Annotated in this window: 23 protein-coding genes and 1 pseudogene; 13 read left to right on the top strand and 11 right to left on the bottom strand. The window is 69.0% G+C overall.

Features of this window, described 5'->3' with window-relative positions; genetic code table 11:
- Positions 1–102: 102 nt before the first annotated feature.
- Positions 103–510, bottom strand: a complete 408-nt coding sequence (locus tag LQK93_RS19880) for a hypothetical protein (protein WP_374969491.1) — start codon at positions 508–510, stop codon at positions 103–105.
- A gap of 402 nt (positions 511–912) precedes the next feature.
- Between LQK93_RS19880 and LQK93_RS19875 the strand changes: the two genes are divergently transcribed.
- The gene (locus LQK93_RS19875; protein ID WP_374969490.1) at positions 913–1,857 is read left to right on the top strand and encodes a 5'-nucleotidase; all 945 of its coding nucleotides are present in this window, start codon (positions 913–915) and stop codon (positions 1,855–1,857) included.
- Positions 1,858–2,207: 350 nt separating this feature from the next.
- Here LQK93_RS19875 and LQK93_RS19870 read toward each other — a convergent pair whose 3' ends face one another.
- From LQK93_RS19870 to LQK93_RS19860, 3 genes and pseudogenes are all read right to left on the bottom strand, one after another.
- Positions 2,208–2,609, bottom strand: a complete 402-nt coding sequence (locus tag LQK93_RS19870) for a VOC family protein (protein ID WP_374969489.1) — start codon at positions 2,607–2,609, stop codon at positions 2,208–2,210.
- Between the two features lie 358 nt (positions 2,610–2,967).
- A pseudogene (locus tag LQK93_RS19865) lies at positions 2,968–4,147 on the bottom strand (IS3 family transposase).
- A 373-nt stretch (positions 4,148–4,520) separates the two neighbouring features.
- A complete protein-coding gene (locus LQK93_RS19860; RefSeq protein ID WP_374969486.1) occupies positions 4,521–5,240 on the bottom strand; it encodes a GntR family transcriptional regulator in 720 nt (239 codons plus the stop codon).
- Between the two features lie 168 nt (positions 5,241–5,408).
- On the opposite strand from LQK93_RS19860, the gene LQK93_RS19855 reads away from it, so the two are divergent.
- From LQK93_RS19855 to LQK93_RS19810, 10 genes are all read left to right on the top strand, one after another.
- Positions 5,409–6,752 carry an ABC transporter substrate-binding protein gene (locus LQK93_RS19855; protein WP_374969485.1) on the top strand — a complete coding sequence of 448 codons (1,344 nt, stop codon included), beginning with the start codon at positions 5,409–5,411 and terminating at the stop codon, positions 6,750–6,752.
- Positions 6,753–6,754: 2 nt separating this feature from the next.
- Positions 6,755–7,657, top strand: a complete 903-nt coding sequence (locus tag LQK93_RS19850; protein WP_374969484.1) for a carbohydrate ABC transporter permease — start codon at positions 6,755–6,757, stop codon at positions 7,655–7,657.
- Position 7,658: 1 nt separating this feature from the next.
- Positions 7,659–8,471, top strand: coding sequence for a carbohydrate ABC transporter permease (locus tag LQK93_RS19845; protein ID WP_374969483.1), 813 nt, complete (start codon positions 7,659–7,661; stop codon positions 8,469–8,471).
- Positions 8,472–8,518: 47 nt separating this feature from the next.
- The gene (locus LQK93_RS19840; RefSeq protein ID WP_374969482.1) at positions 8,519–9,301 is read left to right on the top strand and encodes a 6-phosphogluconolactonase; all 783 of its coding nucleotides are present in this window, start codon (positions 8,519–8,521) and stop codon (positions 9,299–9,301) included.
- Between the two features lie 73 nt (positions 9,302–9,374).
- Positions 9,375–10,676 carry a hypothetical protein gene (locus LQK93_RS19835; protein WP_374969481.1) on the top strand — a complete coding sequence of 434 codons (1,302 nt, stop codon included), beginning with the start codon at positions 9,375–9,377 and terminating at the stop codon, positions 10,674–10,676.
- Positions 10,673–11,716: an N-acetylglucosamine kinase gene (locus LQK93_RS19830; protein ID WP_374969480.1), complete on the top strand. Its 1,044-nt coding sequence runs from the start codon at positions 10,673–10,675 to the stop codon at positions 11,714–11,716. The genes LQK93_RS19835 and LQK93_RS19830 overlap by 4 nt, the downstream gene beginning before the upstream one ends.
- A gap of 83 nt (positions 11,717–11,799) precedes the next feature.
- Positions 11,800–14,178 carry a beta-glucosidase gene (locus LQK93_RS19825; RefSeq protein WP_374969479.1) on the top strand — a complete coding sequence of 793 codons (2,379 nt, stop codon included), beginning with the start codon at positions 11,800–11,802 and terminating at the stop codon, positions 14,176–14,178.
- A 2-nt stretch (positions 14,179–14,180) separates the two neighbouring features.
- The gene (locus LQK93_RS19820) at positions 14,181–14,669 is read left to right on the top strand and encodes a LuxR C-terminal-related transcriptional regulator (RefSeq protein WP_374969478.1); all 489 of its coding nucleotides are present in this window, start codon (positions 14,181–14,183) and stop codon (positions 14,667–14,669) included.
- A gap of 565 nt (positions 14,670–15,234) precedes the next feature.
- Positions 15,235–15,516 (top strand): hypothetical protein, encoded by a 282-nt coding sequence (locus LQK93_RS19815; protein WP_374969477.1) that lies wholly within the window; start codon positions 15,235–15,237, stop codon positions 15,514–15,516.
- A 285-nt stretch (positions 15,517–15,801) separates the two neighbouring features.
- On the top strand, positions 15,802–15,960 hold the full coding sequence (locus LQK93_RS19810; RefSeq protein ID WP_374969476.1) for a hypothetical protein: 159 nt from the start codon (positions 15,802–15,804) through the stop codon (positions 15,958–15,960).
- A 51-nt stretch (positions 15,961–16,011) separates the two neighbouring features.
- Here the strand turns inward: LQK93_RS19810 and bfr are convergent, their stop codons facing one another.
- Positions 16,012–16,476 (bottom strand): bacterioferritin, encoded by a 465-nt coding sequence (bfr, locus tag LQK93_RS19805; RefSeq protein ID WP_374969475.1) that lies wholly within the window; start codon positions 16,474–16,476, stop codon positions 16,012–16,014.
- Positions 16,477–16,486: 10 nt separating this feature from the next.
- Positions 16,487–16,729, bottom strand: a complete 243-nt coding sequence (locus LQK93_RS19800) for a bacterioferritin-associated ferredoxin (protein WP_374969474.1) — start codon at positions 16,727–16,729, stop codon at positions 16,487–16,489.
- A gap of 676 nt (positions 16,730–17,405) precedes the next feature.
- On the opposite strand from LQK93_RS19800, the gene LQK93_RS19795 reads away from it, so the two are divergent.
- On the top strand, positions 17,406–17,930 hold the full coding sequence (locus LQK93_RS19795) for a hypothetical protein (RefSeq protein WP_374969473.1): 525 nt from the start codon (positions 17,406–17,408) through the stop codon (positions 17,928–17,930).
- Positions 17,931–18,121: 191 nt separating this feature from the next.
- Here the strand turns inward: LQK93_RS19795 and glnA are convergent, their stop codons facing one another.
- Positions 18,122–19,546, bottom strand: a complete 1,425-nt coding sequence (glnA, locus tag LQK93_RS19790) for a type I glutamate--ammonia ligase (RefSeq protein ID WP_374969472.1) — start codon at positions 19,544–19,546, stop codon at positions 18,122–18,124.
- Positions 19,547–19,741: 195 nt separating this feature from the next.
- Between glnA and LQK93_RS19785 the strand changes: the two genes are divergently transcribed.
- Positions 19,742–20,227 (top strand): RDD family protein, encoded by a 486-nt coding sequence (locus tag LQK93_RS19785; protein ID WP_374969471.1) that lies wholly within the window; start codon positions 19,742–19,744, stop codon positions 20,225–20,227.
- 72 nt (positions 20,228–20,299) lie between these two features.
- Here LQK93_RS19785 and LQK93_RS19780 read toward each other — a convergent pair whose 3' ends face one another.
- The 4 genes from LQK93_RS19780 to LQK93_RS19765 all read right to left on the bottom strand — a co-directional run bounded on the left by LQK93_RS19780 (position 20,300) and on the right by LQK93_RS19765 (position 24,242).
- Complete coding sequence (locus tag LQK93_RS19780) at positions 20,300–21,028, bottom strand: DUF4191 domain-containing protein (protein ID WP_374969470.1); 729 nt, start codon at positions 21,026–21,028, stop codon at positions 20,300–20,302.
- 5 nt (positions 21,029–21,033) lie between these two features.
- The gene (gene lipA / locus LQK93_RS19775; protein ID WP_374969469.1) at positions 21,034–22,059 is read right to left on the bottom strand and encodes a lipoyl synthase; all 1,026 of its coding nucleotides are present in this window, start codon (positions 22,057–22,059) and stop codon (positions 21,034–21,036) included.
- Between the two features lie 138 nt (positions 22,060–22,197).
- Positions 22,198–23,283: a hypothetical protein gene (locus LQK93_RS19770; protein WP_374969468.1), complete on the bottom strand. Its 1,086-nt coding sequence runs from the start codon at positions 23,281–23,283 to the stop codon at positions 22,198–22,200.
- On the bottom strand, positions 23,280–24,242 hold the full coding sequence (locus LQK93_RS19765) for an ABC transporter ATP-binding protein (protein ID WP_374969467.1): 963 nt from the start codon (positions 24,240–24,242) through the stop codon (positions 23,280–23,282). The genes LQK93_RS19770 and LQK93_RS19765 overlap by 4 nt, the downstream gene beginning before the upstream one ends.
- Positions 24,243–24,271 lie beyond the last annotated feature (29 nt).

Here is a 24,271-nt window from a genome sequence, read left to right as displayed (position 1 = left end):
GTTGGTCCGTCAGCGGCATGACAGGACCTGCCCGATCGCCGCAGTAGCCCAGCCCTCCGGCGTTCTGGGGGCGCCCAGCAGGGGGCTCGAAAGATTGAAGGGCTACTGGGGCATCGGCGGCAGATCGCCATGGGTCCGTCGACGAGCGTCCTTCCAAGCGCGAGCTTGGTCCTTGCTCATGCGGTAATGCCACTCGGTGGGGTTGTCGGGGTCGACGACTTCCCCGAAAGCCCATCCGAGTGGCCACTCCTTGTACTCCGTGGTCGCCTGCATCCACTGGGTGAACTTGCCCACCGCCGCGCGCAGTTGCGTTGACTCGACGCCCGCCCGAGCGCAGGCTTCGGTGGTCGTGAGCACCTCCTCGGGTGAGTCAGCAAGGACATCTGCGAACGCTCGCACGCGCTGGTAGGACTTCTGCCCGGCCTCCATGAAGCGGGCGAGGTCGACGCCGGACCACAAGATGCCGCCGTCGTTCTTGTGGCTTCCCCATCCTGGGCGGAGCCACCACATCAGGACGCTCCTCGGCCTCGCGCAGATCCTGTAACACTGCCCTGACGCGGTCTGCGAACCGCGTCTCGACGGGCATCCAGCAGTAATCCGGCATGGCACTCACGGCCACTCCTCTTTTTGGCGAGCCTGCTACCACCTAGGATTGCATGAGCCCGAGCAGGTGCGAGTGATTCTGAGCAGATATTCAGAATCACTTGGATCGAATCCTCGGTCGGCGCAGTGTTGGCGCCTGCTGGCCCGGCACTTTCCCTCGGGGATCTGCCACTTTCCAGAAAAGGCTTGATGAGCGCACCGTCCGCGGCATGAGCGAGTACTCGTAGCCTTGGCCCCGATAGAACTGCAGAAGAAGGCTCGACGGCACGGGATGGGACATGCCATCGCGTTTGACCCTGGGGAGGAATCGTGGCGTACGAGCTTGAACACCGTCTGGTAGTCGGTGTTGCCTCCAGCGCGCTGTTCGACCTGCGTGAGTCCGACGCGGTATTTCGCAGTGGAGGTGAGGCTGCCTACCGCGAGTACCAAGAGCTGCACCTGGAGGACCCACTCGAACCCGGCGTCGCTTTTCCTTTCATCCGTCGCTTGCTGTCACTCAACGACTTGGGGGAACCGGCCGATCCTCTCGTTGAGGTCATCGTGTTGTCACGAAATGACCCGGACACAGGCCTCCGCGTGATGCGCTCGGTCGAGCATCATCAGCTTCAAATCAGCCGCGCCGTGTTCATGCGGGGTAAGTCTCCATACAAATTCATGCACCCGCTAGGCATGTCGCTGTTTCTCTCGAGCGATCGCACGAGCGTTCTGCAAGCTGCGGCTCTTGGTCTCCCCGCAGGCCGCGTTCTCGATTCGGCCGCTGCCGATGACATGGACGACCCTGACCTCCGTATCGCTTTCGACTTCGATGGCGTCCTCGGGGATGACGCCTCCGAGCAGATCTTCCAGACCGGCGGGCTCAAGGAGTTCCACGCCTATGAGCGGGACCAGGCCCACGTCCCTCAAAAGCGGGGTCCGCTCAAAGACTTCTTGGCGAAGATCAATGTGATCCAGACGAAGGAAGAGGAGCGAAAGCTGGCGGACCCTGACTATCGGATCAGGCTGCACGTCTCCGTCGTAACCGCTCGGAATGCGCCGGCACACGAGCGCGCAATCCGAAGCCTGAAGAGCTGGGGCGTCAACGTGAACGACGCGTTCTTTCTTGGTGGCATCGCGAAGGCGCCCATCATCGAGGCTCTCAGACCACACATCTTCTTCGACGATCAGTTGCTCCATCTGGAGAGCACGGCCGAGGCGGCACCAAGCGTGCATATCCCTTTCGGAGCGCTCAACCAGCCCGGGGTGTCCAGCGGCTAAACCATCCACACATCGGCATGGCCGCCCGACGGCAGATGAGTGCGTTTGCATCCATCGTGCGGCAGGCTGTGAGCCGTGGATTGGTCGGCCAGCGACGTGCTGACGGCGGAGCGCTCCCTACTGGCTTCGTACACACCGGACTTCAGGACGTTCGAGTGGGCCGATGTGGATGGACGCCAGTTGCTGCTGACCTTCACCGTCGACCCGGCAGCACCGGTCCGACCGCCGGTTGACCCCGGCGCACGGTTCGCTGTGCGCTACTCACTGACGGACCTACCTGAGTCCCGTCGCCGATGAAGGCGGCGGCATGCGCGTCCTGCGCTTGTCACTCATCGGTATCCCAGGCCACCTCAACTCTGGCGAAATGCGACAAGCTGGAGCTGCATGTCGTCGGGGTCGCGGAAGTTCAGCGACGAGCCCCAGTCGTGGTCACTGATGGGGCTGTGCTTGATGCCCTGGTCGGACATGCGTGCTTCCCACTCCTCCAAGGCGGCGCGGTCGGCCACCGTGAAGCCGACATGGTCGAGCCCGGTCCGGCTCGGATCGAATGTCTCCCCTCCGTTCGTGGGGTGGGAGGCGAGGCCGATGCCCATGGACCAGTCCGCGGCGCCGAGGAGGACCGTCCGGCCTCCGGATCCACCGAAGTGCTCCTCGCGTGCCAGTTCGGCGAATCCGAACAAGTCGGTGTACCAGCGAACGCTTGCCTCGATGTCTGTCACCGTCAACACGACGTGATGAAGGTTCGCGGTCATCTCGTCCTCCTTGCCAGCTGGGTCGTCTCAGTTCCACACGTCTTCAGCGTCCCACCAGACCGACGTCGATACATGGGCGACGCCCGACCTTCCCCGCCGATCCGCGCGCCGCACGCCGCTGCGAACGGCGGCCGGTGGTCCCGGCCCGAACACCGGAACTCGGTGTGAGACCGCCGAAGAGTGGGCTGCGTAGATCCGGTGGGACATCGCCCACAACGTAGAAACCGGTGGCGGCGGCCGGCAGAGCACTTGCTCGGAGCAGACGGTGTCGTCCACCTTCGGTGGCGCTTGTGACCGTGTCCGCACATCGGCACGATCTACCGGAGGGGTCTGCTGCACGAACGGGTGACAGTTTCGGTTAGGCCACCTGGGTGGTGGTTGTGGTCATGATCAACTCGTATTCGACCGGGGTCAACCGTCCGAGTCGCGGTTGTCTCCGGCGGCGGTGGTAGGTCCGTTCGATCCAGGTGACGATCGCGATCCGCAACTGTTCGCGGGTCGCCCAGGCTCGACGGTTTAGGACGTTCTTCTGCAGCAGCGCGAAGAACGACTCCATGGCCGCGTTGTCGCCGGCCGCGCCGACGCGACCCATCGAGCCGACCATGCCGTGGCGGTGGAGCTGGTGGACCAGCTTCCGGGACCGGAACTGCGACCCGCGGTCGGTGTGCAGAACACACCCGGCCACGTCGGCGCCGTCAGCGTGGCGGCGGGCGACCGCGTGGTCCAGGGCCGCGACGGCGAGCGAGGACTTCATCCGTGAGTCGATGCTGTAGCCGACGATGCGGTTGGAGTACACGTCCTTGACCGCGCACAGGTACAGCTTTCCCTCGCCGGTCCAGTGCTCGGTGATGTCGCTGAGCCACAGACGATTCGGCGCTGGCGCGGTGAAGTCCCGCTCGACCAGGTCGTCGTGCACCGGTGGCCCCGGCGTCTTGCCGTTGCGCCCGCGTTTCTTGCCGAACGCGGACCACCAGCCCAGCTGGGAGCAGAGCTTCCACGCGGTCCGCTCGCCCATAGCCTCGCCGGCCTCGCGCGCCTCATCGACCAAGAACCGGTACCCGAACTCCGGGTCGTCGCGGTGGGCGTCGAACAACGCGTTCGCCCGGTACGCCGCGGTCAGCTCGGCGTCGGTGACCGGGTTGGTGAGCCAGCGGTAGTAGGGCTGGCGGGCGATCTTCAGCACCCGGCACGTCACCGTGACGGGGATCCCGTCGCCGGCGAGCTCGCGGACGAGCGGGTACATCATTTTCCCGGCAGGTGCGCCTGCGAGAGGTACGCCGCCGCGCGGCGCAGGACCTCGTTCTCCTGCTCGAGCAGCTTGATCCGCTTGTTCGCCTCCCGCAGGGCGCCTCGGACTCGCTGGAGGTCCGGGCAGGGCTCGCGGCACTGGCCGAGCGTCGCTCATCGATCGTCAGCCACCGCTTCAGGCACGACGGCGAGATGCCGAAGTCCTTCGCGACCTGGGCGATGGAGGCGTCCGACTCCTTGAAGACCCGGATCACGTCCTCGCGGAACTCCTTGGGGAACGCCTTGGGCATGGTGCACATCCTTCCAGCGCCGACACACATCGACGCAGATCAGATGTCACCTATCCGTGCAGCAGACCCACCCGCACTGTGCACAGACCAGCCCGTCCTCGTCCTCGTCGAGGACCCCATAGTGCCCGTGCCCATCCGGGTCTCCGACGTGCGCCGGTGGGGTCGTGCGAGGGCCTGCGACCGCCGCGTCCGACCTGGCTGGCTCCTCCTCGGCGCGGCCCTTGCCCGGGCGCTCCACTGCGGACCCGTCCCGGTCAACTGCGGTGCCCGTTCGGGTACTTGCCGTCGTCACGGGCCCACGATGCCTGCGACCATCTGCCTCTGCCCGCAGAGCCTCGGAGAGCGCAGCGAACGTCTGACCATAGGCTCCTAGTCACGCCCGTCGGTAAAGGTCCGCCTCGAAGCGGTAGGCGTCGCCGCGATACGTGTTGCGACCGAGCAGGACCGGGGCTCCGGCCGGCGTGTAGGCGATCTCGTCGCCGATGAGGACCGGCGCGCCGGGGCGGGTGCCGAGCAGGGCGGCGACCTCGGCATCGGCCACGTCAGCCATCAGGGTGTACGCGCTGCGGTGCACCTCGAGGCCGCACCGCTCACGCAGCTGCTCGTAGAGCGAGGCGTCGGTGAGGTCCGCGTCGGCGAGTCCAGCGGCGGTCTGCTGGGGGAGCACGACCACGTCGAAGCAGACCGGCGTCCCGTCCATGCCGCGCAGGCGGTCAATCTGGATGACGGGCGCGGCAGGGGCGATGCGCAGCTTCTCGGCCTCGTCGAGCGTCGCGGCGCGCACCAGCTGGAGCAGCACCGTTGCCGTCGGGCGCAGCCCCCGAGCGCGCGCCATCTCGGTGAAGGATTGCAGGGTGCTGGGCGGTTCGCCAATGACCTGTCGCGGTACGAACCAGCCGCGTTGTGCCGATCGCTGCACGACACCGTCGGACTCGAGCCGGGCGAGCGCGATGCGGAGCGTCGCGCGGCTGATCCCTAGTTCGACCGCGAGGTCACGCTCACCCGGTAGTCGGGACCCCGCGGCATACCGGCCGACCGTGAGGTCGTGGGCGAGACGCTCGTAGGCCTGGTCGGAGGCGCGGGATGTCGTCACCCGCGCAATATACCAGTTTTACTGCCTGGACGACCAAAACCTGCAACTGGTCCCATACTGGACTAACTGGATCACTTTCCTCTATTGTCCGGACAACCAGGCCCCAGCGGTGCGCGCCTTCCGGTCGCCAGCGAGTGTGCAGGGCCGTCTCGACACAACGGAGTGAAGATGAGTGCACGAGTGGTGAAGGCCGCCGCAGCAGTGGCGGGCATCGGAGTGGCCGTCGCAGCCTGCAGCCCCGGCGGAAGCGCCCCGACCGCGGCCAACACGCCGACGTCCGTCTCCACCGACGTCGCGGCCGCTGGCAAGGTCACGCTCAAGCTGACCGACTTCTGGGGCTCGGCCGAGGGCAAGTGGATCGACGCGGCCGTCGCTAGCTTCGAGAAGAAGTACCCGAACGTGACGATCAAGCGCACGTCCGAGGACTGGGGACAGCTCAACTCGACCCTCAACCTGCAGTTGCAGGACGACGGCGGCCCCGACATCGCCAGTGCGAACAACGGCTGGCAGTCGCTCGGCACCTTGGCCAAGGGCGGTCTGGTGCTCAACCTCGACTCCTACGCCAAGGCGTACGGCTGGGCCGCCAAGGTCCCCACGACGATCGCGCGGCAGAACCAGTTCACGACCGACTTCGCGACGATGGGTTCGGGGTCGTGGTTCGCGACGCCGATGGCGCGCACCTCGCTCATCGGCCTCTACTACAACGCAGACAAGCTGAACAAGCTCGGCCTCCAGCCGCCGAAGTCCCTCTCGGACCTTGAGGCTGCAGCCGCCAAGGCAAAGGCTGCCGGCGAGGTTCCCTTCGAGTACGGCAGCCTCGACGGCTCCACCTCGGCACTCCTCGGCGTCCAGGCTGTGCTCGCCGACAAGAAGAAGCTCAACGACTACATCTACGACACCCCGTCCGTGAAGGGCACGGACGTCGCGATGACCCAGGCGGTCGAGACGGTCAAGAAGTGGGCCACGGCCGGCTACTTCCCGAAGAACTTCGCCGGCATCGACTACCAGACGGCCGTAGCGAAGTTCGTGGGTGGTGAGGGCGTCTTCCGCTGGGAGTACACCGGCTCGCTCGGCCTCACCAAGGCGCAGCAGGCCCACTTCGGCTACGTCCAGCTGCCGCAGGCGGGAGGGGCGCACGTCGGTGTGGGTGCGGCTCCGGGCGCCATGGTCATCTCCGCGAAGTGCAAGCACCCAGCCGTCGCGGCGGCGTTCCTGGATTACCTCATGTCGCCCGAGGCGGCGCAGTCCGCGGCCGATCTCGGCCTCGTGCCGGCCATGTCGAAGGACGTCAAGGTGTCGTCCGACTCGCTCAGCCTGTCCGGGGAGTCCGCCGGCGCCGCGGCGCTCGACGGTGACGACGGTTATGTTCCGTACTTCGACTGGTCCAGCCCGACCATGCTCGACACGATCAGCGGCAACCTGCAGCTCGTCTACGCCGGCAAGATGTCGTCGGACGACTTCACGAAGGCCGTCGACAAGGACCGCGACACTTTCCTGGCGGGGAAGGGTTGATCGTGCCCACCCCGCCTCCGGTCGCGATGCGGCGCCGCGCCCCGCGGCGCCGCACGCGCTGGATTGGGCTCGGTTTCGCCGCGTTGCCGCTGGGCATCTACGCCCTCGTTGTCCTCGTGCCCCTGGTGCAGTCCATCCAGTACTCGTTCTTCGCGTGGGACGGGGTGGGGCCCTCGAAGTGGGTAGGCCTGAAGAACTACGTCACGTTCCTCAACGACCCGGTGCTCCGTTCGACGTTCAGCCACGTCCTCGTCCTCATCTGCTTCTTCTCGCTGTTGCCCATCGCGCTCGGGCTGCTGTCTGCGGCGCTGCTGATGCGAGCGAAGCAGCCGGGCATGGCGGTCTTTCGGTGGATCTTCTTCCTGCCGCAGGTCATGACGTCGGTCGTCATCGCTCTCGTCTTCAAGCGGATCTACGCCCCCGACGGGCCGCTCAACGAGGCGCTCCGCGCGCTCGGGCTCGACGCCCTGACGCGCACGTGGCTCGGCGACTTCACGTGGGCGCTGCCGTCGCTCGGTCTCATCGGCACGTGGGTGACATTCGGCTTCTGCATGGTGCTCTTCATCGCCGGCGCGTCGTCGATCCCGACGGAGCTCTACGAGGCCGCCCGGGTCGACGGCGCCGGACCGGTGCGCGAGTTCTTCGCCGTGACGCTGCCGGGTCTGCGCGGCCAGCTCGCCGTGGCGCTCACCCTCACCATTACGGCCTCGTTGCGCACTTTCGACCTCGTCTGGATAACGACTCACGGCGGCCCCGGGACGTCGACCCTCACGCCTGCGGTCGCGCTCTACAAGGCCGCGTTCCAGAACCCGCAAGTCGGCCTCGCCGCCGCGATCGGTGTCGTCATGGGAGTCCTGTGCCTCGTCATCGCGATCGTCATCACCCGCGTCTCGGAGAGGGACTGACATGACGTCCAAGGCCGAACGGGCCCTCAACTACGTCGTCCTGACGGTCATGGCCGTCCTCGTCCTCGTGCCCATCGGGTCGTTCCTGCTCGCGGCCCTCAGCCCCAACCGTTCGGGCAGCCCGGTGCCGTTCTCGCAGTTCGCCTGGGGCAACTTCGCGACGGCCTGGCGCGACGCCGGCTTCGCCCGCGCCATGACGGTCTCACTCGTCATCGCCGTGTGCGTCGTCGTCGGTCAGGTGATCCTCGCCCTGCTCGGCGGCTTCGCGTTCGGGGTCCTCGGGGTCGCGGGGGAGCGGGTGCTCTTCCCGGTCGTCCTGCTCGGCATGATGATCTCGACCGAGGCGATCATCGTCCCGCTTTACTACCAGTTCCGGACCATGGGACTGACCAACACGCTGCCCGGCATCATCCTCATCAACCTCGGCATGGGCGTGCCGTTCGGCATCTTCTGGATGCGTGCGGCCTTCCGGTCGCTGCCCCGCTCCACCTTCGAGGCGGCCGAGCTCGACGGCGCGAACCCACTGCAGATGCTCCGCTTCCTCGCGACGCCGATGGTGCGCCCGGCGATCTACACCCTCATCCTGCTCAGTTTCATGTGGACGTGGAACGACTACTTCCTCTCCCTCGTGTTCCTGCACGGGCAGAACCAGACCGCGACCGTGGCCCTCGGCGTCTTCCAGGGCAAGTTCGTCACCCAGATCAACCTCATGGCGGCCGGCGGTCTCCTAGTCGCCGCGCCGGTCCTGATCCTCTACATCGTCTTCCAGCGCAAGTTCATCTCGGGCATGCTCGCCGGTGCGGTCAAGGAGTGACAGTGCCAACACCCTCCGTCCAGACCCACCCACCCCTAGGGGGAGACGTGTCCCTTCATCCCACCGTCCTCACGGACGCCGAAGCCGTCGGTGACGCGGTAGCCGAGATGGTCCTCGACCGGCTGCGCTCCACCGCCGGCGATCGGTTCCTCCTCGGCTGCCCCGGTGGCCGGACCGCCGCGCCGACCTATCGCGCACTCGCGCGCCACGCCGCCGCGGGAGCCGACCTCTCGCGCCTCGTCATCGTCATGATGGACGAGTACATCGTGACCGGCGACGACGGCACCCTGCGGCGGGTCGACCCCGAGCTCTCGTACTCGTGCTTGGGTTTCGCCCGTCGGCACATCCTCGGACCTATCGCCGACGCGAGTCACGCGGCCGGGATCGCAGCCCCCACGGAGGTGTGGGTGCCCGACCCGGCGGATCCCGAGGCCTACGAGGAGCAGATCGAGGCCGCGGGCGGCATCGACCTCTTCCTCCTCGCGTCCGGGGCGTCGGACGGCCACATCGCCTTCAACCAGCCCGGCACCGCCCGCACCTCCCGCAGCCACGTCACCCAGCTCGGTGAGGCGACCCGCCGCGACAACATGGGAACCTTTCCCGAGTTCACGAGCCTCGACATGGTCCCGACCCACGGGGTCACCGTCGGCATCGACACGATCGCCGCGTGCTCCCGCGAGGTCGTCATGATCGTGTCCGGCGAGCACAAGCAGGACGCCTTCGCGCGGATCGCGGCCGCCGACGCCTACGAGGCCGACTGGCCGGCGACGATCGCCGTCGAGTGCAAGAGCCCGACGCTTGTCGCCGACCGGGCGGCCGCCGGCCAATAGCCAGCCCGACACCCACCGACCACCTCTCCCACCAGCACCGCACCCCAACGACATCCGAAGGAACACAGAAGACATGGCAGCCATCAAGCTCGTGTACATCGGCGGCGGATCCTCCCGCGGCGCAGGGACCATGGCGTCCTTCCTCGCGCACGGCAAGGACTTCGACGGCTCCGAGGTCGTCATCCAGGACGTGAACCCCGAGCGGCTCGCGGCCGTGGAGACCATCGCCACGAAGATCGCCCGCGCCCAGGGCCTCGACATCACGATCACCTCGACCACTGACCGCCGCGCGGCCCTCACCGATGCCGACGCCGTGCTCGCGAGCTTCCGCCCCGGCGACTTCGCAGCGCGGGCCCTCGACGAGAGGATCCCGCTCAAGCACGGCGTGATCGGCCAGGAGACGCAAGGTCCGGGCGGGTTCTTCATGTCCCTGCGCTCGGTCCACATCTACGAGGACATCATCCGCGACCTCGACGCGGTGGCGCCCAACGCCGTGATCTTCAACTACACGAACCCCGTCAACATCGTGTCTCAGGCCGTAACTCGCTTCACCGACCGCACCATGTGGTCAATGTGCGAGGGCCCGATCACCTTCCCGCACACCGTGCTTCGCGCCGCGGACCTCGACTTCGACAAAGCCCGTGTCGTCATGGCCGGCGTCAACCACAACTGCTGGTCGTTCGAGCACACGTACGAGGGCCAGGACCTCATGCCGCTCCTCGACGCCGCCTGGGAGGCCCGCCGCGACGACCCGACGCTCGACGCCCACTCCAAGCGGATGCTCCAGCTCGCGACAACGATGCGCTCGGTGCCCAGCGACTACTTCCAGTACTACTACTTCCGCGAGGAGGTGCTGCGCGAGCTCCAGGGTGCGCGCACGACGCGCGCAGAGGACCTCCTCGCCGCGCTGCCGGGCTACTGGGAGCACTACGAGGAGCAGTCGCGCGCCGAGGTGCCCGACCTCGACCCGACGCGCTCGCGTGGTGGCATCCACGAGCTCGAGCTCGCGATCGACGTCATGAGCGCCTACTACAACGACACGGGCGCCGAGTTGCCCGTCAACCTCCCCAACAGCGGCGGCGCCCTGCCCGGCTTCGACGAGGACGTCGTCGTCGAGATGTGGTGCACCGTCGACGGGCAGGGGGTGCGCCCGCTGCCGCAGAAGCCCTTGCCGCACGCGGTCCGCGGCCTCGTGCAGCAGCTCGCAGAGTTCCAGTACCTCGCGGCCGAGGCGGCCTGGCGCGGCACCCGCGCCGACGGCATCCGCGCCCTCGCGGCTAACCCCATGGTGCCGACGCTACGCGTCGCCGAGGAGCTCTACGACGAGATGGCGTACGCCCACCGCGCCTACCTGCCCGAGCGTCTGCTGCGGTGAGCACAGTCCTCACGTCCCCGGGCCGGGGAGCGGCGCTCCCTGGCCGGACCTTCCTGGCCGTCGATGCCGGCAACTCCAAGACGGTCGCCCTCGTCGTCGACGGCGACGGCGCGGTCCACGGCCGCGGCCGGGGCGGTTGCGGCGACATCTACGGCGCCGCGAGCGTCGAGGACGCCCTCGCCGCCGTGTTCAGCTCCGTCGACACGGCGATGGCCGATGCCGGCGTCGTGCCGAGCGATCTCGCCGCCGCTGCCTTCTGCATCGCCGGGGTCGACTTCCCCGAGGACGCCGTGTTTTGGGAGGGCCACATTCGAGAGCGGCTGCCCGAGCTCGGGCCGTGCTCCGTCAAAAACGACGCCTTCGCCTCGCTGCGCCTCCTCGACGGCACTGGCGTCGCCATCGCCATCACGGTCGGCACCGGACCGGCCGTGGCCGCCCGCGCTGCCGACGGGCGCGAGGAGTGCTCGGGCATGTTCGTCTTCGACCACCTCGGCGGATCCGGGCTCGGTCATGCCGGCCTGCACGCCGTCGCCCGGTCGTGGATGGGCATTGGCCCCGACACATCACTGACCGCGGCCTACTGCGAGCTCTACGAGGTGGCCGACGGGTGGGAGCTGCGCCACGCGTTCAGTCGCCGGTTCGGCGCGCGCCCAGCGTCCGACCTCTGGCGCGCCTCCCGTGTCGTCCTCGCCGAAGCCGACGCCGGCGACGCCGTCGCGCTCGACATCGTCCGGGAGCAGGCGCAGGCCTTCGTCCGGTACGCGGGGTGGTGCGCCACTCGGGTCGGGGCCCCACTCGCCTCCGGTGAGCTGCCAGTGCTCCTCAACGGGTCGGTCGCGACATCGGAGCACGGTGCCATGCGCGACGCGCTCGCCGCGGAGCTAGGTCGCGTCGCGCCCGCCACCCGGGTCGTTGTCTCGAGCACGTCGCCGCTCTGCGGTGTCGTGCTCGACGCCCTCGCCTGCGGCGGAGTCGACGTCGGGCCAGACCTGCTCGCCCGCGTGCGCGACGACCACCCCAAGAGCTTCCTGCTCACCTGAGCCGCACACTCCCGCGCTGCCGCCACCGGCGGCCGCCCCGTCCATCCGCGCTCCACGCGTCACCCGCCACCGGAGGAACACCGATGACCCCGCTCGACATCGACATCGACGCGACGCTCGCCGCCCTGACGCTCGAGGAGAAGGCGTCCTTGCTGTCAGGCCGCGACGACTGGTTCACCGAGACCATCGACAGGCCGGCCGACGGCGTGCGCGTGCCCGCCATCGAGGTCGGCGACGGCCCGCACGGGCTGCGCAAGGAGACCGGCGTCGACATGGTGTGGGTGCCCGCGACTTGCTTCCCCACCGCGTCGGCGCTCGGGGCCTCCTGGGACCGCGACCTTGTGCGCCGGGTCGGTCGTGCGATCGGGCAGGAGGCGCGGGCCGAGGGTGTCCAGGTAGTGCTCGGACCCGGGGTCAACATGAAGCGGTCGCCGCTCTGCGGGCGCAACTTCGAGTACTTCTCCGAGGATCCGATGCACGCCGGCGAGCTCGGTGCCGCCTACGTCGAGGGCGTACAGTCGGTCGGCGTCGGCACGTCGCTGAAGCACTTCGCGGCGAACAACCAGGAGATCGAGCGGACGCGCATCTCCGTCGAGGCCGACGAGCGCACGCTGCGGGAGACGTACCTCGCGGCGTTCGAACGCGTCGTCGCGTCGGCCAATCCGTGGACGGTCATGTGCTCCTACAACCGGGTCGGGGGCGTCCACGCCTCGGAGAACCGATGGCTGCTCACGGACGTGCTGCGGCGCGACTGGGGCTATGACGGCCTCGTCGTCTCCGACTGGAATGCCGTCCATCACCGGGTGCCCGCGCTCCGGGCCGGCCTCGACCTCGAGATGCCCGGGACCGGCGGGGTGACCGACGCCGAGATCGTGGCCGCCGTCCGCGCGGGTGAGCTCGACGAACGGGTCGTCGACGACGCCGCCCGCCGGGTGCTCCGGCTCGTCGCCCGCACCCATCCCGGCCCGACGCTCGTCGACGGACCGGTCATGCAGCTCGGCGTCGTGCCCGGCGACCGTCTGAGCCCCGAGCAGCTCGCGCTCCTCGGCGCGGACGAGCACCACAGCCTCGCACGCGAGGCCGCTGCCGCCTGCATCACGTTGTTGCGCAACGAACCCCGACCCGTTGACGGCGCCGGGTCAACGCCCGTGCTGCCCCTTGATGCGACCAGTGGTCGCCGGATCGCCGTCGTCGGCGCCTTCGCCGCACACGCGCGCATTCAAGGTGGCGGGTCCTCGGGCGTCGACCCGACCCGGGTCGACCACGCACTCGACATCCTGCGCGACGTCGTGGGCGACGGCGTCTGCTACGCCCCGGGCTACGTCCACACGCCGCTCAACGCGTACCAGGACGACATCCGCGCCTACCTCGACGCCCACGGGTCCGCGTTCGTCGACGACGGCGCCGGACCCGCACGCCGGTCCGCGGCGCTCGCCGAGGCCCTGCGGCTGGCCGCGGCGGCTGAGCGGGTGGCGGCCGGCCCGCTGTCACCCGAGGCCGTGCGGCTCGCGGACGACGCCGTCGCCGTGGCGTCGGACGCCGACGTCATCGTCGCGTTCGTCGGGCTCCCCCTGGCCTTCGAGCAGGAGGCGGACGACCGCATCATGCTGGCCCTGCCGGCCGACCACGTGGCCCTGCTCGGGCGTCTGGCCGACCTGAGGGAGCGCACGGGGGCCGCGTTGGTCGTCGTGCTGAGCAACGGCGCCGCCGTGACGATGGACCCGTGGCACGACCGGGTCGACGCGATCGTCGAGGCGTGGCTGCCCGGTCAGGCCGGCGCCGCGGCCGTCGTCGACGTGCTGCTGGGCCGGGTCAACCCGTCCGGCAAGGTCGGCGAGACGTTCCCGCTCGCGGTTGAGGACATCCCGAGCCACCTCACGTGGACGGGGGAGCGCGGCACCGTGTTCTACGGGGAGGGCGTCTTTATCGGCTACCGCTGGTACGACGCGCTGCGTCGAGAGGTGCGCTACTCGTTCGGGCACGGTCTGTCGTACACGCGGTTCGCCTACTCGGACCTGGAGCTGACGATCGTGGACGCCGCCGCCGGGAGGGTGCAGGTCGCCTGCACGGTCACGAACGTGGGCGCCGTCGCGGGCAGCGACGTCGTGCAGCTCTACGTCGGCGACCCGGACGCCGCCGTCCGGCGTCCTGACCGGGAGCTCCGTGGCTTCGAGAAGGTCCACCTCGAGCCGGGCGCTAGCGTCCGCGTCAGCTTCGAGCTGACGAGTCGCGACTTCGCCTACTGGGACGCCGCGCTCGACCGTGGCGACGGGTGGTTGGGCGGGTGGCGTCGGGAAGGCGGCGACTTCACCGTCGAGGTCGGCGCCTCGTCCCGCGACATCCGACTGCGGGCGACGCTGCAGCTTCCCGACGACCCGGACCTGCCGCCGCTCGTGCCCGACTCCGAGCTGCTCTCGCAGGACTCGTCGCGGTTCACGGAGGGCTACCGGCCTCCGGCCTAGCGATGGGCTGGACGCAGCCGCCCAGACGGTCCTCGAGACTGCCGTCGAAGGTCCTACCCACGGTCAGGGCTAAACACGAGCACAGCGGCAGCGAGCTCGCCGACGGGCACGAGACTGGCGACGTCGCCGCGACGTTGCATGGTCGGCTTCGTGCCGCAGCGGTCACAAGTGGGACCGTGTTCCTTGCGGTCGACGTACGACACGGCACGTCCCACGCGACCGCGGTGACGCAGATCCTCGGCCGTTCCACCGGGCAGCCGCGCGACGGCACAAGCCGAAGCCAGCAGCTCACCCAGCGCGAGCACGAGGTCCTCCGGTACCTCGCCACTAACTTCACCGCTGCCGAGATCGCCGAAGCCGAGTACATCTCGTTGCTCACGGCCAAGACGCATCGCGCACAACTACCAGAAGCTCGGCGTCGGCAGCCGTCGGGCTGCCATCCGACGTGCCGCGGACCTGGAGGTGTACTAGCCGCTCCTGGCGGTCGGTGAAACGCCGTCAGGAGCGACGGTCTCAACCAGATGAGCGACGCAGGCGTCCAGGGCAGGAGCCAGGTCTCCGGAGTGGCCGACCGAGGGCGGCTGACCCGTCGGCCCCCTACCGCTTGCCCGCCCCGGGTCGCTGGCTCGCGCTGAGAGAGGCGCTGCCGTTCCAAGACGGATCGGGTGACCGTCCGATCCGAGTTCAGCTGCGCGGGAGAAATTCTCCGGCTGCCCGCACCTGGAGGACAGCATTCGCTGAAGGAGTCATGCCGGCGCTGCGCCGCCGCGGCCTCCTCGGCGACGTCTGAGCCCGGCCCCCACCACCTGTGGACCCGTGTCATTTCCACCAGTTCCGACCCGAGTGAGGCACCGATGTCCGTGACCGACGAGCTGCTCAAGAACAACGAGGCGTACGCGGCGACCTTCGCAGGCCCGCTGCCGCTGCCGCCCTCCAAGCACCGGGCCGTGCTCGCCTGCATGGACGCGCGAATCGACGTCCACGCCGTGCTCGGCCTGGCGGCGGGGGGAGGCTCATGTCATCCGCAACGCCGGCGGCGTCGCGACCGAGGACGCGTTGCGGTCCCTCACCATCAGCCAGCGGCTGCTCGGCACGACGGAGATCGTGCTCATCCACCACACCGACTGCGGCATGCTCACCTTCACCGGCGACGCCTTCAAGGACTCCATCCAGTCCGAGACCGGGATCCGGCCCGCGTGGGCCGCCGAGGCCTTCACCGACCTCGAGGGCGACGTGCGTCAGTCCATCCGGCGCATCACCTCCAGCCCGTTCATTCCTCACCGTGAGGCGGTCAGGGGTTCGTCTTCGACGTCGCAACGGGACGGCTCAACGAGGTGAGCCTCGACTGACCTCGGCGCGTCCCGTCTCCGCGCCCGCGCCGACCGAGGCGGGGGCGAGCCCTCGGCGGCATGTCTGTACGTGCGCCTCCCCAACTTGACCATCGCTCGGGCCTGCGCGCCCCAGGTGGCACGCGGGGTTTTACAGACGGTGCCGGCGGAAGGGGCAGCTCGCGCTAGCAGTGACCGCCGACGTCGAAGGGGAAATCGGTGTTGTCGACGGGGCCGTCTTTCCTGCACCGGGTGCACCGCTGATGCAGTCCGCCGCTTGGCGAGGCTCTTGGCGGTGGAGGAGTTGCGGGACGCGGTCGTGGGGCTGAGGGCCGCCGAGGACATCGCCCGTGGCGAGACGTGGCCCGCCGGGACCTCGCAGGTCGAGGCGGCCGACACCGAGCGACGCGCGTATGCCGTCCTGGCCGCACAACGGCTGGCGCTGAAGGACTGACCGACGTGACGGCGCCGGCACCCGACGTACGCGCCTCCTGGCCGGCCGTTCTCAAGCGCCGGGGGCGTCGCTGCTGAGCTGCTGGGCGAGGTACTGCTGGATGCCGATCCGCTCAATGGCGTCGAGCTGGCTTTCGAACCAGTCCGCGTGCTTCTCCTCGTCGCGGACCATCTCCTCGAACACCGCGGCGCTGCCGTGGTCGCCCAGCTGGTGGCACTCCTGAGCGCTGACGTTGAACTGTGACACCGCCGCCTTCTCGCTCTCGAACGCGAGGAGCAACATCTCGTGAGCGTTCTCGCCGATTCTGATGGCACCGAGCTTCTGCATGTTCGGGTGGCCGTCGAACAGCAGGATGCGGTTGATGAGGTCGTCGGCGTCGCGCATCTCGTCGATCGAGAGGTCGTAGAAGACCTTGCCTAGGCGGCCCAGCCCCCAGCTGTCGAGCATCCTCGCGTGGAGGAAGTACGTGTTCGTGACCGTCAGCTCGAAGGTCAGGGCGTCGTTGAGGAGCTCCACCACGCGAGGGCTAACTGGCTGCACCTTTCACCACCTCCACGGCGCCTGTTGCAGGCCGGTGCTCGGCAACCGACGGGGACAGCGTTCTTGAGGCCTCATGCTCGCATAGGAGGCGCTTGACCGAGAAGATGCACGCGCCGCAGTCCGTCCCCGCGCCGGTGGCGCGGCATACCTGGCCGAGGCTGCGCGCTCCGGCATCCCAAGCCTCGGTTACACCGCCGTCGGTGACCACGGCACAGTGACAGACGATCACCAGGCACCCCGGTACGACGACTGCGGCATGAGCTTCCTCCTGCGAGAGGACGGGCAGAACCCGTCAGAACTTCGGTAAGGCTAGCCTAAGAAACACTGAGGGCGGGATCCCAGTCCGCGTGGTCGGCCGGACGCGACGCGCTGGCGGAGTCAACGCCCCAGGTTTTGGGGTGCACCTCACAGGACTGCGGCCTTCCCGGCCGGCGAGCAGGCGGTGGCCCGTCTGAACCGCGGTGCCCGCAGGCGCGCCACCGCGAGCCGCCAGCACGTCGTCACCGAGGCGTGGGAGAGCCAGCCGCAGGGCGCACTCAAGCGGCGCGCCCGCTCACGCCAAACACGCGCTCATCGGCATGACAGGAAGAGTGCTTCCGCGTTCCATGAGGACACTCGCGACGACCCGGTCGGGCTGGCCGACATCTGCGTTTCGACCGCGTCGGCGCGGGTCTGCCGTTTCAGCCATACGCCGGCCGAGGCCGGAAACCGAGTGGCAGCCGCGGCAGGTGCGCGCGTGATGCGTCCGCGCCTTGCGCCCAAGAGCGCCTTCCGGCCCAACTGCTGCCTCGCGGCAAGCGCACGCCGAGCCCGACGCGTTGACCCAGCATAGGTAGAGACCACTACATTTGAAGGATGGCGCAGAGGCCGCCACCGAGGAACTCGTACGACACGTGGTACATGCCGTGACCGAGATGCTTGATGTGCGGATGCTCGAGCAGGCGCACCTGTGGGTAGGGCCTGACGGCGCGGTCCGTCGCGTGCGAGACCTGGGAACGCCCGAGGCCCGGGCCTTGGCCGACTACCCGCGCGTGAACTGCGACCTGATGTACGCGGTCGTCCTTCGCCGAGAGGTCGGCGTCCGGGTGGTCATGCTCACGACGCACCCCGCCGGGGGTCCGGTCGTTCCGCTTCGCCCTTCCGCGGGCATGGGAGCCAAGCGTGGCCGCGGCCGGGGCTCGTTCATCGACTCGGTGCTCGGCGCGACGGACACCTTCTACGCAGACGTCCTTCAGTCCCTGAAGGCGTGGTCCGCCGCGCCGCCCAAGTTGCGCCAGGCCGGGCCGACCCCGCCGGACGCGGAGGAGACGGAGCCGCACAGCTTGAGCTCTACCTACTACTACTCCCAGGACGGTGCGGAACGCGAGCCTGCCACGGAGGGACCGACCGCACCACCTGCGGCCGCCGACGCGGGCGCGTCATCGGCCTAGCGCAAAGGCAAGCGGCCGACGACCGGTGGATCCCACGCGACAGCCGCATCACCGTCGAACAGCGGTAGTCCCGCCACCGTCCGGTCACGGGAGGCCTATGGGAAGCGTATGGGAAACACGGGCCCCTCCCGGGGCCCGCGCTTCGAAATAGGCTGTCGCACAAGCGAATCGGCTTTGTACGAGACTGTCGATCAGATGTCGAAGTACATCTCGAACTCGTGCGGGTGCGGACGGAAGCGGATCGGGTCCACCTCGTTCTTGCGCTTGTAGTCGATCCACGCCTCGATGAGGTCCTCGGTGAAGACGTCGCCCTCGAGGAGGTACTCGTGGTCGGCCTCGAGCGCGTCGAGCACGGCCGGCAGCGAGCCGGGGACCTGCTGGATCGCGGCGTGCTCCTCGGGCGGCAGCTCGTAGAGGTCCTTGTCGACCGGCTCCGGCGGCTCGATGCGGTTCTTGATGCCGTCGAGGCCCGCCATCAGCTGCGCGGCGAAGCACAGGTAGGGGTTGGCCGACGGGTCGGGCACGCGGAACTCGATGCGCTTGGCCTTCGGGGAGGTGCCCGTGATCGGGATGCGCACGCACGCCGAGCGGTTGCGGGCGGAGTAGACGAGGTTGACCGGCGCCTCGTAGCCCGGCACCAGGCGGTGGTAGGAGTTCACCGTCGGGTTCGTGAAGGCGAGCAGCGACGGGGCGTGCTTGAGCAGGCCGCCGATGTACCAGCGTGCCAGGTCCGAGAGGCCGCCGTAGCCGCGCTCGTCGTAGAAGAGCGGCTCGCCGTCCTTCCAGAGCGACTGGTGGGTGTGCATGCCCGAGCCGTTGTCACCGAAGAGGGGCTTGGGCATGAAGGTGGCCGTGTGGCCCTGCTTCCACGCCGAGTTCTTGACGACGTACTTGAACTTCATCAGGTCGTCGCCGGAGTGCAGCAGCGTGTTGAAGCGGTAGTTGATCTCCATCTGGCCCGCGGTGCCGACCTCGTGGTGGCTGCGTTCGACGTTGAGACCGACCTCCTTGAGCTCGAGGCAGATCTTGTCGCGGAAGTCGGCGAAGTGGTCGACGGGGGAGACGGGGAAGTAGCCGCCCTTGTAGCGGGTCTTGTAGCCCTTGTTGCCGCCCTCCTCCTCGCGGCCGGTGTTCCACGCGGCCTCGACGGAGTCGATGAAGTAGTAGCCGGCGTTCTGCTTCGTCTCGAAGCGCACGTCGTCGAAGACGTAGAACTCGGCCTCGGCGCCGAAGTAGGCGGTGTCGGCGATGCCGGTGGACTTGAGGTACTCCTCGGCCTTGCTCGCGATGTTGCGCGGGTCGCGGCTGTAGCGCTCGTCCGTGAACGGGTCGAGAATCGAGAAGTTCATGACCAGCGTCTTCTCGGCGCGGTACGGGTCGATGAACGCCGTGGCGGGGTCGGGCACGAGCTTCATGTCGGACTCGTGGATCGCCTGGAAGCCGCGGATCGAGGACCCGTCGAACATCTGGCCCACGGTGAAGAAGTCCTCGTCGACCGACTCAGCAGGCACGTTGAAGTGCTGCATGACGCCGGGCAGGTCGCAGAACCGAATGTCGACGAACTTGACGTCCTCGTCCTTGATGAACGCAAGGACCTCGTCAGCTGAGCTGAACATCCAACCTCCTGAGATGGGGCGAGGTCGGCCTTCGTCCCGGGCTCGCGTGAGCACCGGGCAGCGAGGACGGCCCCGTGTTGTCGCGACCGACACTATCGAGTGCCGATTTCTCCGCAATGACCCCGATGTTTCGCCGGTGTTACGGCGGGCAGGGCTGCCCGGAGGTCACGCGGCCCGTCTCGTTACGCTGGACCCGTGGTGGACCGCAAGGACATGGGCTCGTGGCTGCAGGGCCCGAGGGCGCGCACGAGCGCCGACGAGGAGTACCGCGGGCGCGATCTGGGGCTGCCCCCGAGCGGCCCCGGCTCGATCGCCGGCTTCGGCATCCGGCTCGCGGGGGTGCTCATCGACTGGGCTATCGCCTCCCTCATCGCCAGAGGGCTCTTCGGGGTCCCGCTGCCCTTCTCGCAGCCGCCGGCCTCGGGCACGCAGGGCTTCGTCGTGCTGGGCGTCTTCGCCGTCATGCACCTGCTGCTCGTGGGCACCCTCGGCTTCACGATCGGCCACCGCATCATGGGCCTGCAGGTGCGCTCGCTCACCGGCACGGGCCGGGTGATGCCGGTGCAGGCGCTCGTCCGGACCCTGCTGCTCTGCCTCTTCATCCCCGCCGTGGTCTGGGACCGTGACGGGCGGGGCCTGCACGACAAGGTGCCCGGCACCGTCATCGTCCGCCTCCGCTGAGCGGGGGAGCAGGAGAGCAGGTATGCGAAAGGGCCGGTTCCCGTAGGAGCCAGCCCTTTCGTCCGACGTCGGTCACTTGCCGCGCAGGGCCCTGCGGTCCATGCGTGCGCGGGCCGGGTCGACGCCCGGTGGGAGGGGGGCGCGCAGGCCACCGATGGCCTTGAGGCGCTTGTTCACGATCGCCATCTCGTCCTTGGTGATCTGCGGCTTGAGGCGCTGCACCTTGCTCGCGAGCTTGGGCAGCGGCACCTCGTTCTCGCCGGACCCGACCCGCAGGGTCGTGACGGGGACGCCCGGGGCCACGCGCTCGACACGCCTCTTCTCCGCGGCGAGCAGCTTCTGGACGCGGCCGGTCGGGCCCTCGCCGACGAGAACGACGCCAGGCCGGCCGAGGGCGCGGTAGACCATGGCGGCCGAGGCGATGTCGCCGGGCCGCGCCACGTCGGCGGCCACCGGCTCGCGGTCGGTGTACCAGCCGCGGCGGATGGAGGTCAGGGCCGCGCCCGCAGCGCCGGCCTGGCCCTCGATCTGGCTGTAGGCGGCCCGCTCGGCGCGGCGGCTCATGATGATCGTCGCGGCGAGGATGCCGAAGAGCACGCCGAAGATGCCGAGGATCCAGGGGAGCTTGACGAGGAAGCCGACGATGAGCAGCACCCCGAAGACGACGAGGAACGACAGCAGCATGTACCAGCCGATGAGCGGGTCAGCCTGCTTGGAGATCCGGTATACGTCCAGGACCTGGGACAGCCGTCCCTGCTTCTTCTCCGACGAGCTCACGTCGCCGTCCTTGTTGCGTGCCATGGTGCTCAGGATACGGCGCTCTGGGCGCGCGCCACCAACGACGCCGCCTCCTGGCGAGCGGGGGCCTCAGCGGCCTGCGCGAGGTGAGACAGGTGCCCGGGGATCTCGCGTCCCCACTTGCGCATCGCGGTCGCCCAGAGACGTCCGGCGCGGTAGGAGGAGCGCACGAGCGGACCGGCCATGACGCCCTTGAAGCCCATCTCCTCGGCGACCTGCGACCAGTGGACGAACTCCTCGGGCTTGACCCAGCGGTCGATCGGGTGGTGCAGCTTCGAGGGGCGGAGGTACTGGGTGATCGTGAGGATGTCGCAGCCGGCGTCGTGCAGGTCGCGGATGGCCTCCTCGATCTCGACGTCGGTCTCGCCCATGCCGAGGATGAGGTTGCTCTTGGTGACGAGCTGGGCCTCGCGCGCCATCGTCAGGACCCTGAGCGACTTGTCGTAGGTGAAGGCCGGGCGGATGCGCTTGAAGATGCGCGGCACCGTCTCGAGGTTGTGGGCGAAGACCTCGGGCCGGGCGTCGAAGACCTGGCCGACGAGCTCGGGCTTGGCGCCGAAGTCGGGCGGCAGGATCTCGACGCCGGTGTTGGGGTTGAGCAGATGGATCTGGCGGATGGTCTCGGCGTAGAGGCCGGCGGCCCCGTCGGGCTGGTCGTCGCGGGCGACGCCTGTGACGGTGGAGTAGCGCAGCCCCATCCGGGCCACGGACTCGGCCACGCGCCGCGGCTCGTCGAGGTCGAGCGTCGTGGGACGGCCCGTCGCGATGTCGCAGAAGTCGCAGCGCCGGGTGCAGACGTCACCACCGATGAGGAAGGTGGCCTCCTTGTCCTCCCAGCACTCGAAGATGTTGGGGCAGCCGGCCTCCTGGCACACGGTGTGCAGGCCCTCGTTCTTGACCATCGCGTGCAGGGCCGTGTATTCCGGCCCCATCTTGGCGGTCGTCCGGATCCAGGACGGCTTGCGCTCGATGGGGGTCTCGGCGTTGCGCGCCTCGACGCGCAGCAGACGACGGCCGTCGGGAACGACAGACACACGGGCTCCTTGGTGGGGGTTGGCTGCTCCGCACAGGTTACGCCTACCTGCCGACAGGGCTGGACAGCCGGGGACGCCTCCACCGGCCGCCGGACGGCATACGGCCACCGGCGTATGCCGTCCGCCCGGGCGCGTAGGTCAGGCGACGTCGCGGCGGCGGAACACCGCGACTGCTGCGGCGACGCCGACGAGGCAGAGCACGAGCAGGTAGACCCAGCCGTGGGTGTACGAGAGCGCCACCGAGCGGCCGCTGCAGCCGTCGGGACCGCACGACTGCACGAGGTAGGAGGCGCCCTTGCCCACGAAGGCATCGACGTTGACGCGGACGAACCACGGTTGCAGCGCCCCGCCCTGGACGCCGTTCGCGACGAAACCCTCGACCAGCACGGCATACCCGGCGACGATCCCGATGACGCCGGCGGTGGCTCGGGCCAGCATCCCGAGCACCGCGCCGCCGAGGCCACCCAGGGCGACGACGACGACCACCCGCAGGAGGGCCAGTGAGAGCGGGTCGTCGGCCCGCACCGGAGCATCGGGCAGGTTGAGGGAGCCGTCCGGGCGGTTGAGCGTCGTCACGACGAGAGCACCGAGCGCGGTGAGGGCGACCCCCACGCCGCCCACGGCGAGCCCGCCCAGGGTGGCGACGACCAGCTTGGAGGCGGCCACCCGCGGCCGTCTGGGGCAGAACGTCAGCCAGGTCGCCATGGCACCCGAGGCGAACTCCGCTGCGACGAAGCTCGCCCCGAGCAGAAAGGCGAGGAAGCCGAAGAGGTAGACGCCTTGTTGCGCGATGCTGCGCGTCAGCTCGGTGCGGGAGGTGTTCACGAGCCCGAACTGGGCCAAGGAGGGCGGCTGGTTGATCTGGTCGCAGTTGAAATCGGCACCCGGGTCACTGGCCTGGGCCTGCGCCTGCTGCTTGCGGCACTCGTCGAGCTGCGCCCGGCGGTCGGCCTCGGGCGTGGCGTCGAGCTGCTGCTTCATCTCGGCGACCACCCGGTTGTAGTCGGCGACGCGCTGGGCGATGACCGACGGGCGGCTGTCCTGGAAGGCCGAGAACGAGGCGAAGCCCACGAAGAGCACGATCGCCACCAGGACCGTCCGCGTGAGTCGGCGCCACCAGAGGCGGCGCAGCTCGACGCCGACGAGGCCGGCGACGCTCGTGCCCCGAGGCCGTAGCGCGGATCGCGGCCGGGGCGCCGACTCGAGAACGGTGTCCTGGCTCATGCCGCCCCTCCCGTCTCGATGCCGCCGGCGTGTCGGTCGGCCGCCGATCCGAGCCCCTCGTCGGCGGTGAGGGCGAGGAAGGCGGCCTCGAGGTCGGCGCGTACGGGGGTCAGCTCGCTGACGTAGAGGCCGTGGCCGGCCAGCGAGCGCGTGACGGCCGAGGGGTCCTCGGACGCGACGAGCAGGTGCGACCCGTCGCGGGTCACCGCAAGACCGTCCGCCTCGAGGATCCCCAGGGCCCGGTCGGGGGAGGCGACGCCCACCCTGACCCGGGCGCCCCCCGACTGGCGCATGATCTCGCTGACCGGGCCCTCGGCGAGGAGGGCGCCGTTGCCGATGATCGACACGGTGTCGGCCACCTGCTCGACCTCGGCGAGGATGTGGGAGCTCACGAGAACCGTCTTTCCTTGCGCGCCAAGGCTCCTCATCGTCTCGCGCACCTCGCGGATGCCGGCCGGGTCGAGACCGTTGGTCGGCTCGTCGAAGATGAGCAGGTCGGGGTCCTTGAGGAGCGTCGCCGCGATGGCCAGGCGCTGCTTCATGCCGAGCGAGTAGCCGGCGAACCGGTCGCGTGCACGGTCACCGAGCCGGGTGGCCTCGAGCACCTCGTCGACCCGGGGGAGCGGGGTGCCGATCGCGTCGGCGAGCAGCCGCAGGTTCTGGCGACCCGTGAAGCCCGGGAAGAACTTCGGCGCCTCGACGACCGCCCCGACGCGGTCGATCACCGCGGGAAGCCGCCGGGGGATCGGGGACCCGAAGATCTCGGCAGTCCCGGAGTCGGGGCGGATGAGCCCCAGCAGCATGCGGATGGTCGTGGTCTTGCCCGAGCCGTTGGGACCGAGGAAGCCGTGCACGCCGCCCTGGGGCACCGTCATGGAGAGTGCCTGCACCGCGATCCGGCGACGGCCACGACTGAGGTAGGTCTTGCGCAGGTCGGTGGTGCGGACGGCGATGTCCATCGATCTCCCCCTGAGAGCCGGCTGTGGGC

It is taken from the genome of Terrabacter sp. BE26 (assembly GCF_041941675.1).
GTDB lineage: Bacteria > Actinomycetota > Actinomycetes > Actinomycetales > Dermatophilaceae > Terrabacter.
This window is presented reverse-complemented; position numbering and strand designations above follow the sequence as displayed.

Bases quoted from the DNA above. Each gene is read 5' to 3' on its own strand.
- LQK93_RS19770 (WP_374969468.1), bottom strand. From the start codon at position 23,283: ATGAGCCAGGACACCGTTCTCGAGTCGGCGCCCCGGCCGCGATCCGCG.
- LQK93_RS19765 (WP_374969467.1), bottom strand. From the start codon at position 24,242: ATGGACATCGCCGTCCGCACCACCGACCTGCGCAAGACCTACCTCAGT.
- LQK93_RS19820 (WP_374969478.1), top strand. From the start codon at position 14,181: ATGGGCTGGACGCAGCCGCCCAGACGGTCCTCGAGACTGCCGTCGAAG.
- glnA (WP_374969472.1), bottom strand. From the start codon at position 19,546: ATGTTCAGCTCAGCTGACGAGGTCCTTGCGTTCATCAAGGACGAGGAC.
- LQK93_RS19880 (WP_374969491.1), bottom strand. From the start codon at position 510: ATGTGGTGGCTCCGCCCAGGATGGGGAAGCCACAAGAACGACGGCGGC.
- LQK93_RS19845 (WP_374969483.1), top strand. From the start codon at position 7,659: ATGACGTCCAAGGCCGAACGGGCCCTCAACTACGTCGTCCTGACGGTC.
- LQK93_RS19825 (WP_374969479.1), top strand. From the start codon at position 11,800: ATGACCCCGCTCGACATCGACATCGACGCGACGCTCGCCGCCCTGACG.
- LQK93_RS19835 (WP_374969481.1), top strand. From the start codon at position 9,375: ATGGCAGCCATCAAGCTCGTGTACATCGGCGGCGGATCCTCCCGCGGC.
- LQK93_RS19870 (WP_374969489.1), bottom strand. From the start codon at position 2,609: ATGACCGCGAACCTTCATCACGTCGTGTTGACGGTGACAGACATCGAG.
- LQK93_RS19855 (WP_374969485.1), top strand. From the start codon at position 5,409: ATGAGTGCACGAGTGGTGAAGGCCGCCGCAGCAGTGGCGGGCATCGGA.
- LQK93_RS19780 (WP_374969470.1), bottom strand. From the start codon at position 21,028: ATGGCACGCAACAAGGACGGCGACGTGAGCTCGTCGGAGAAGAAGCAG.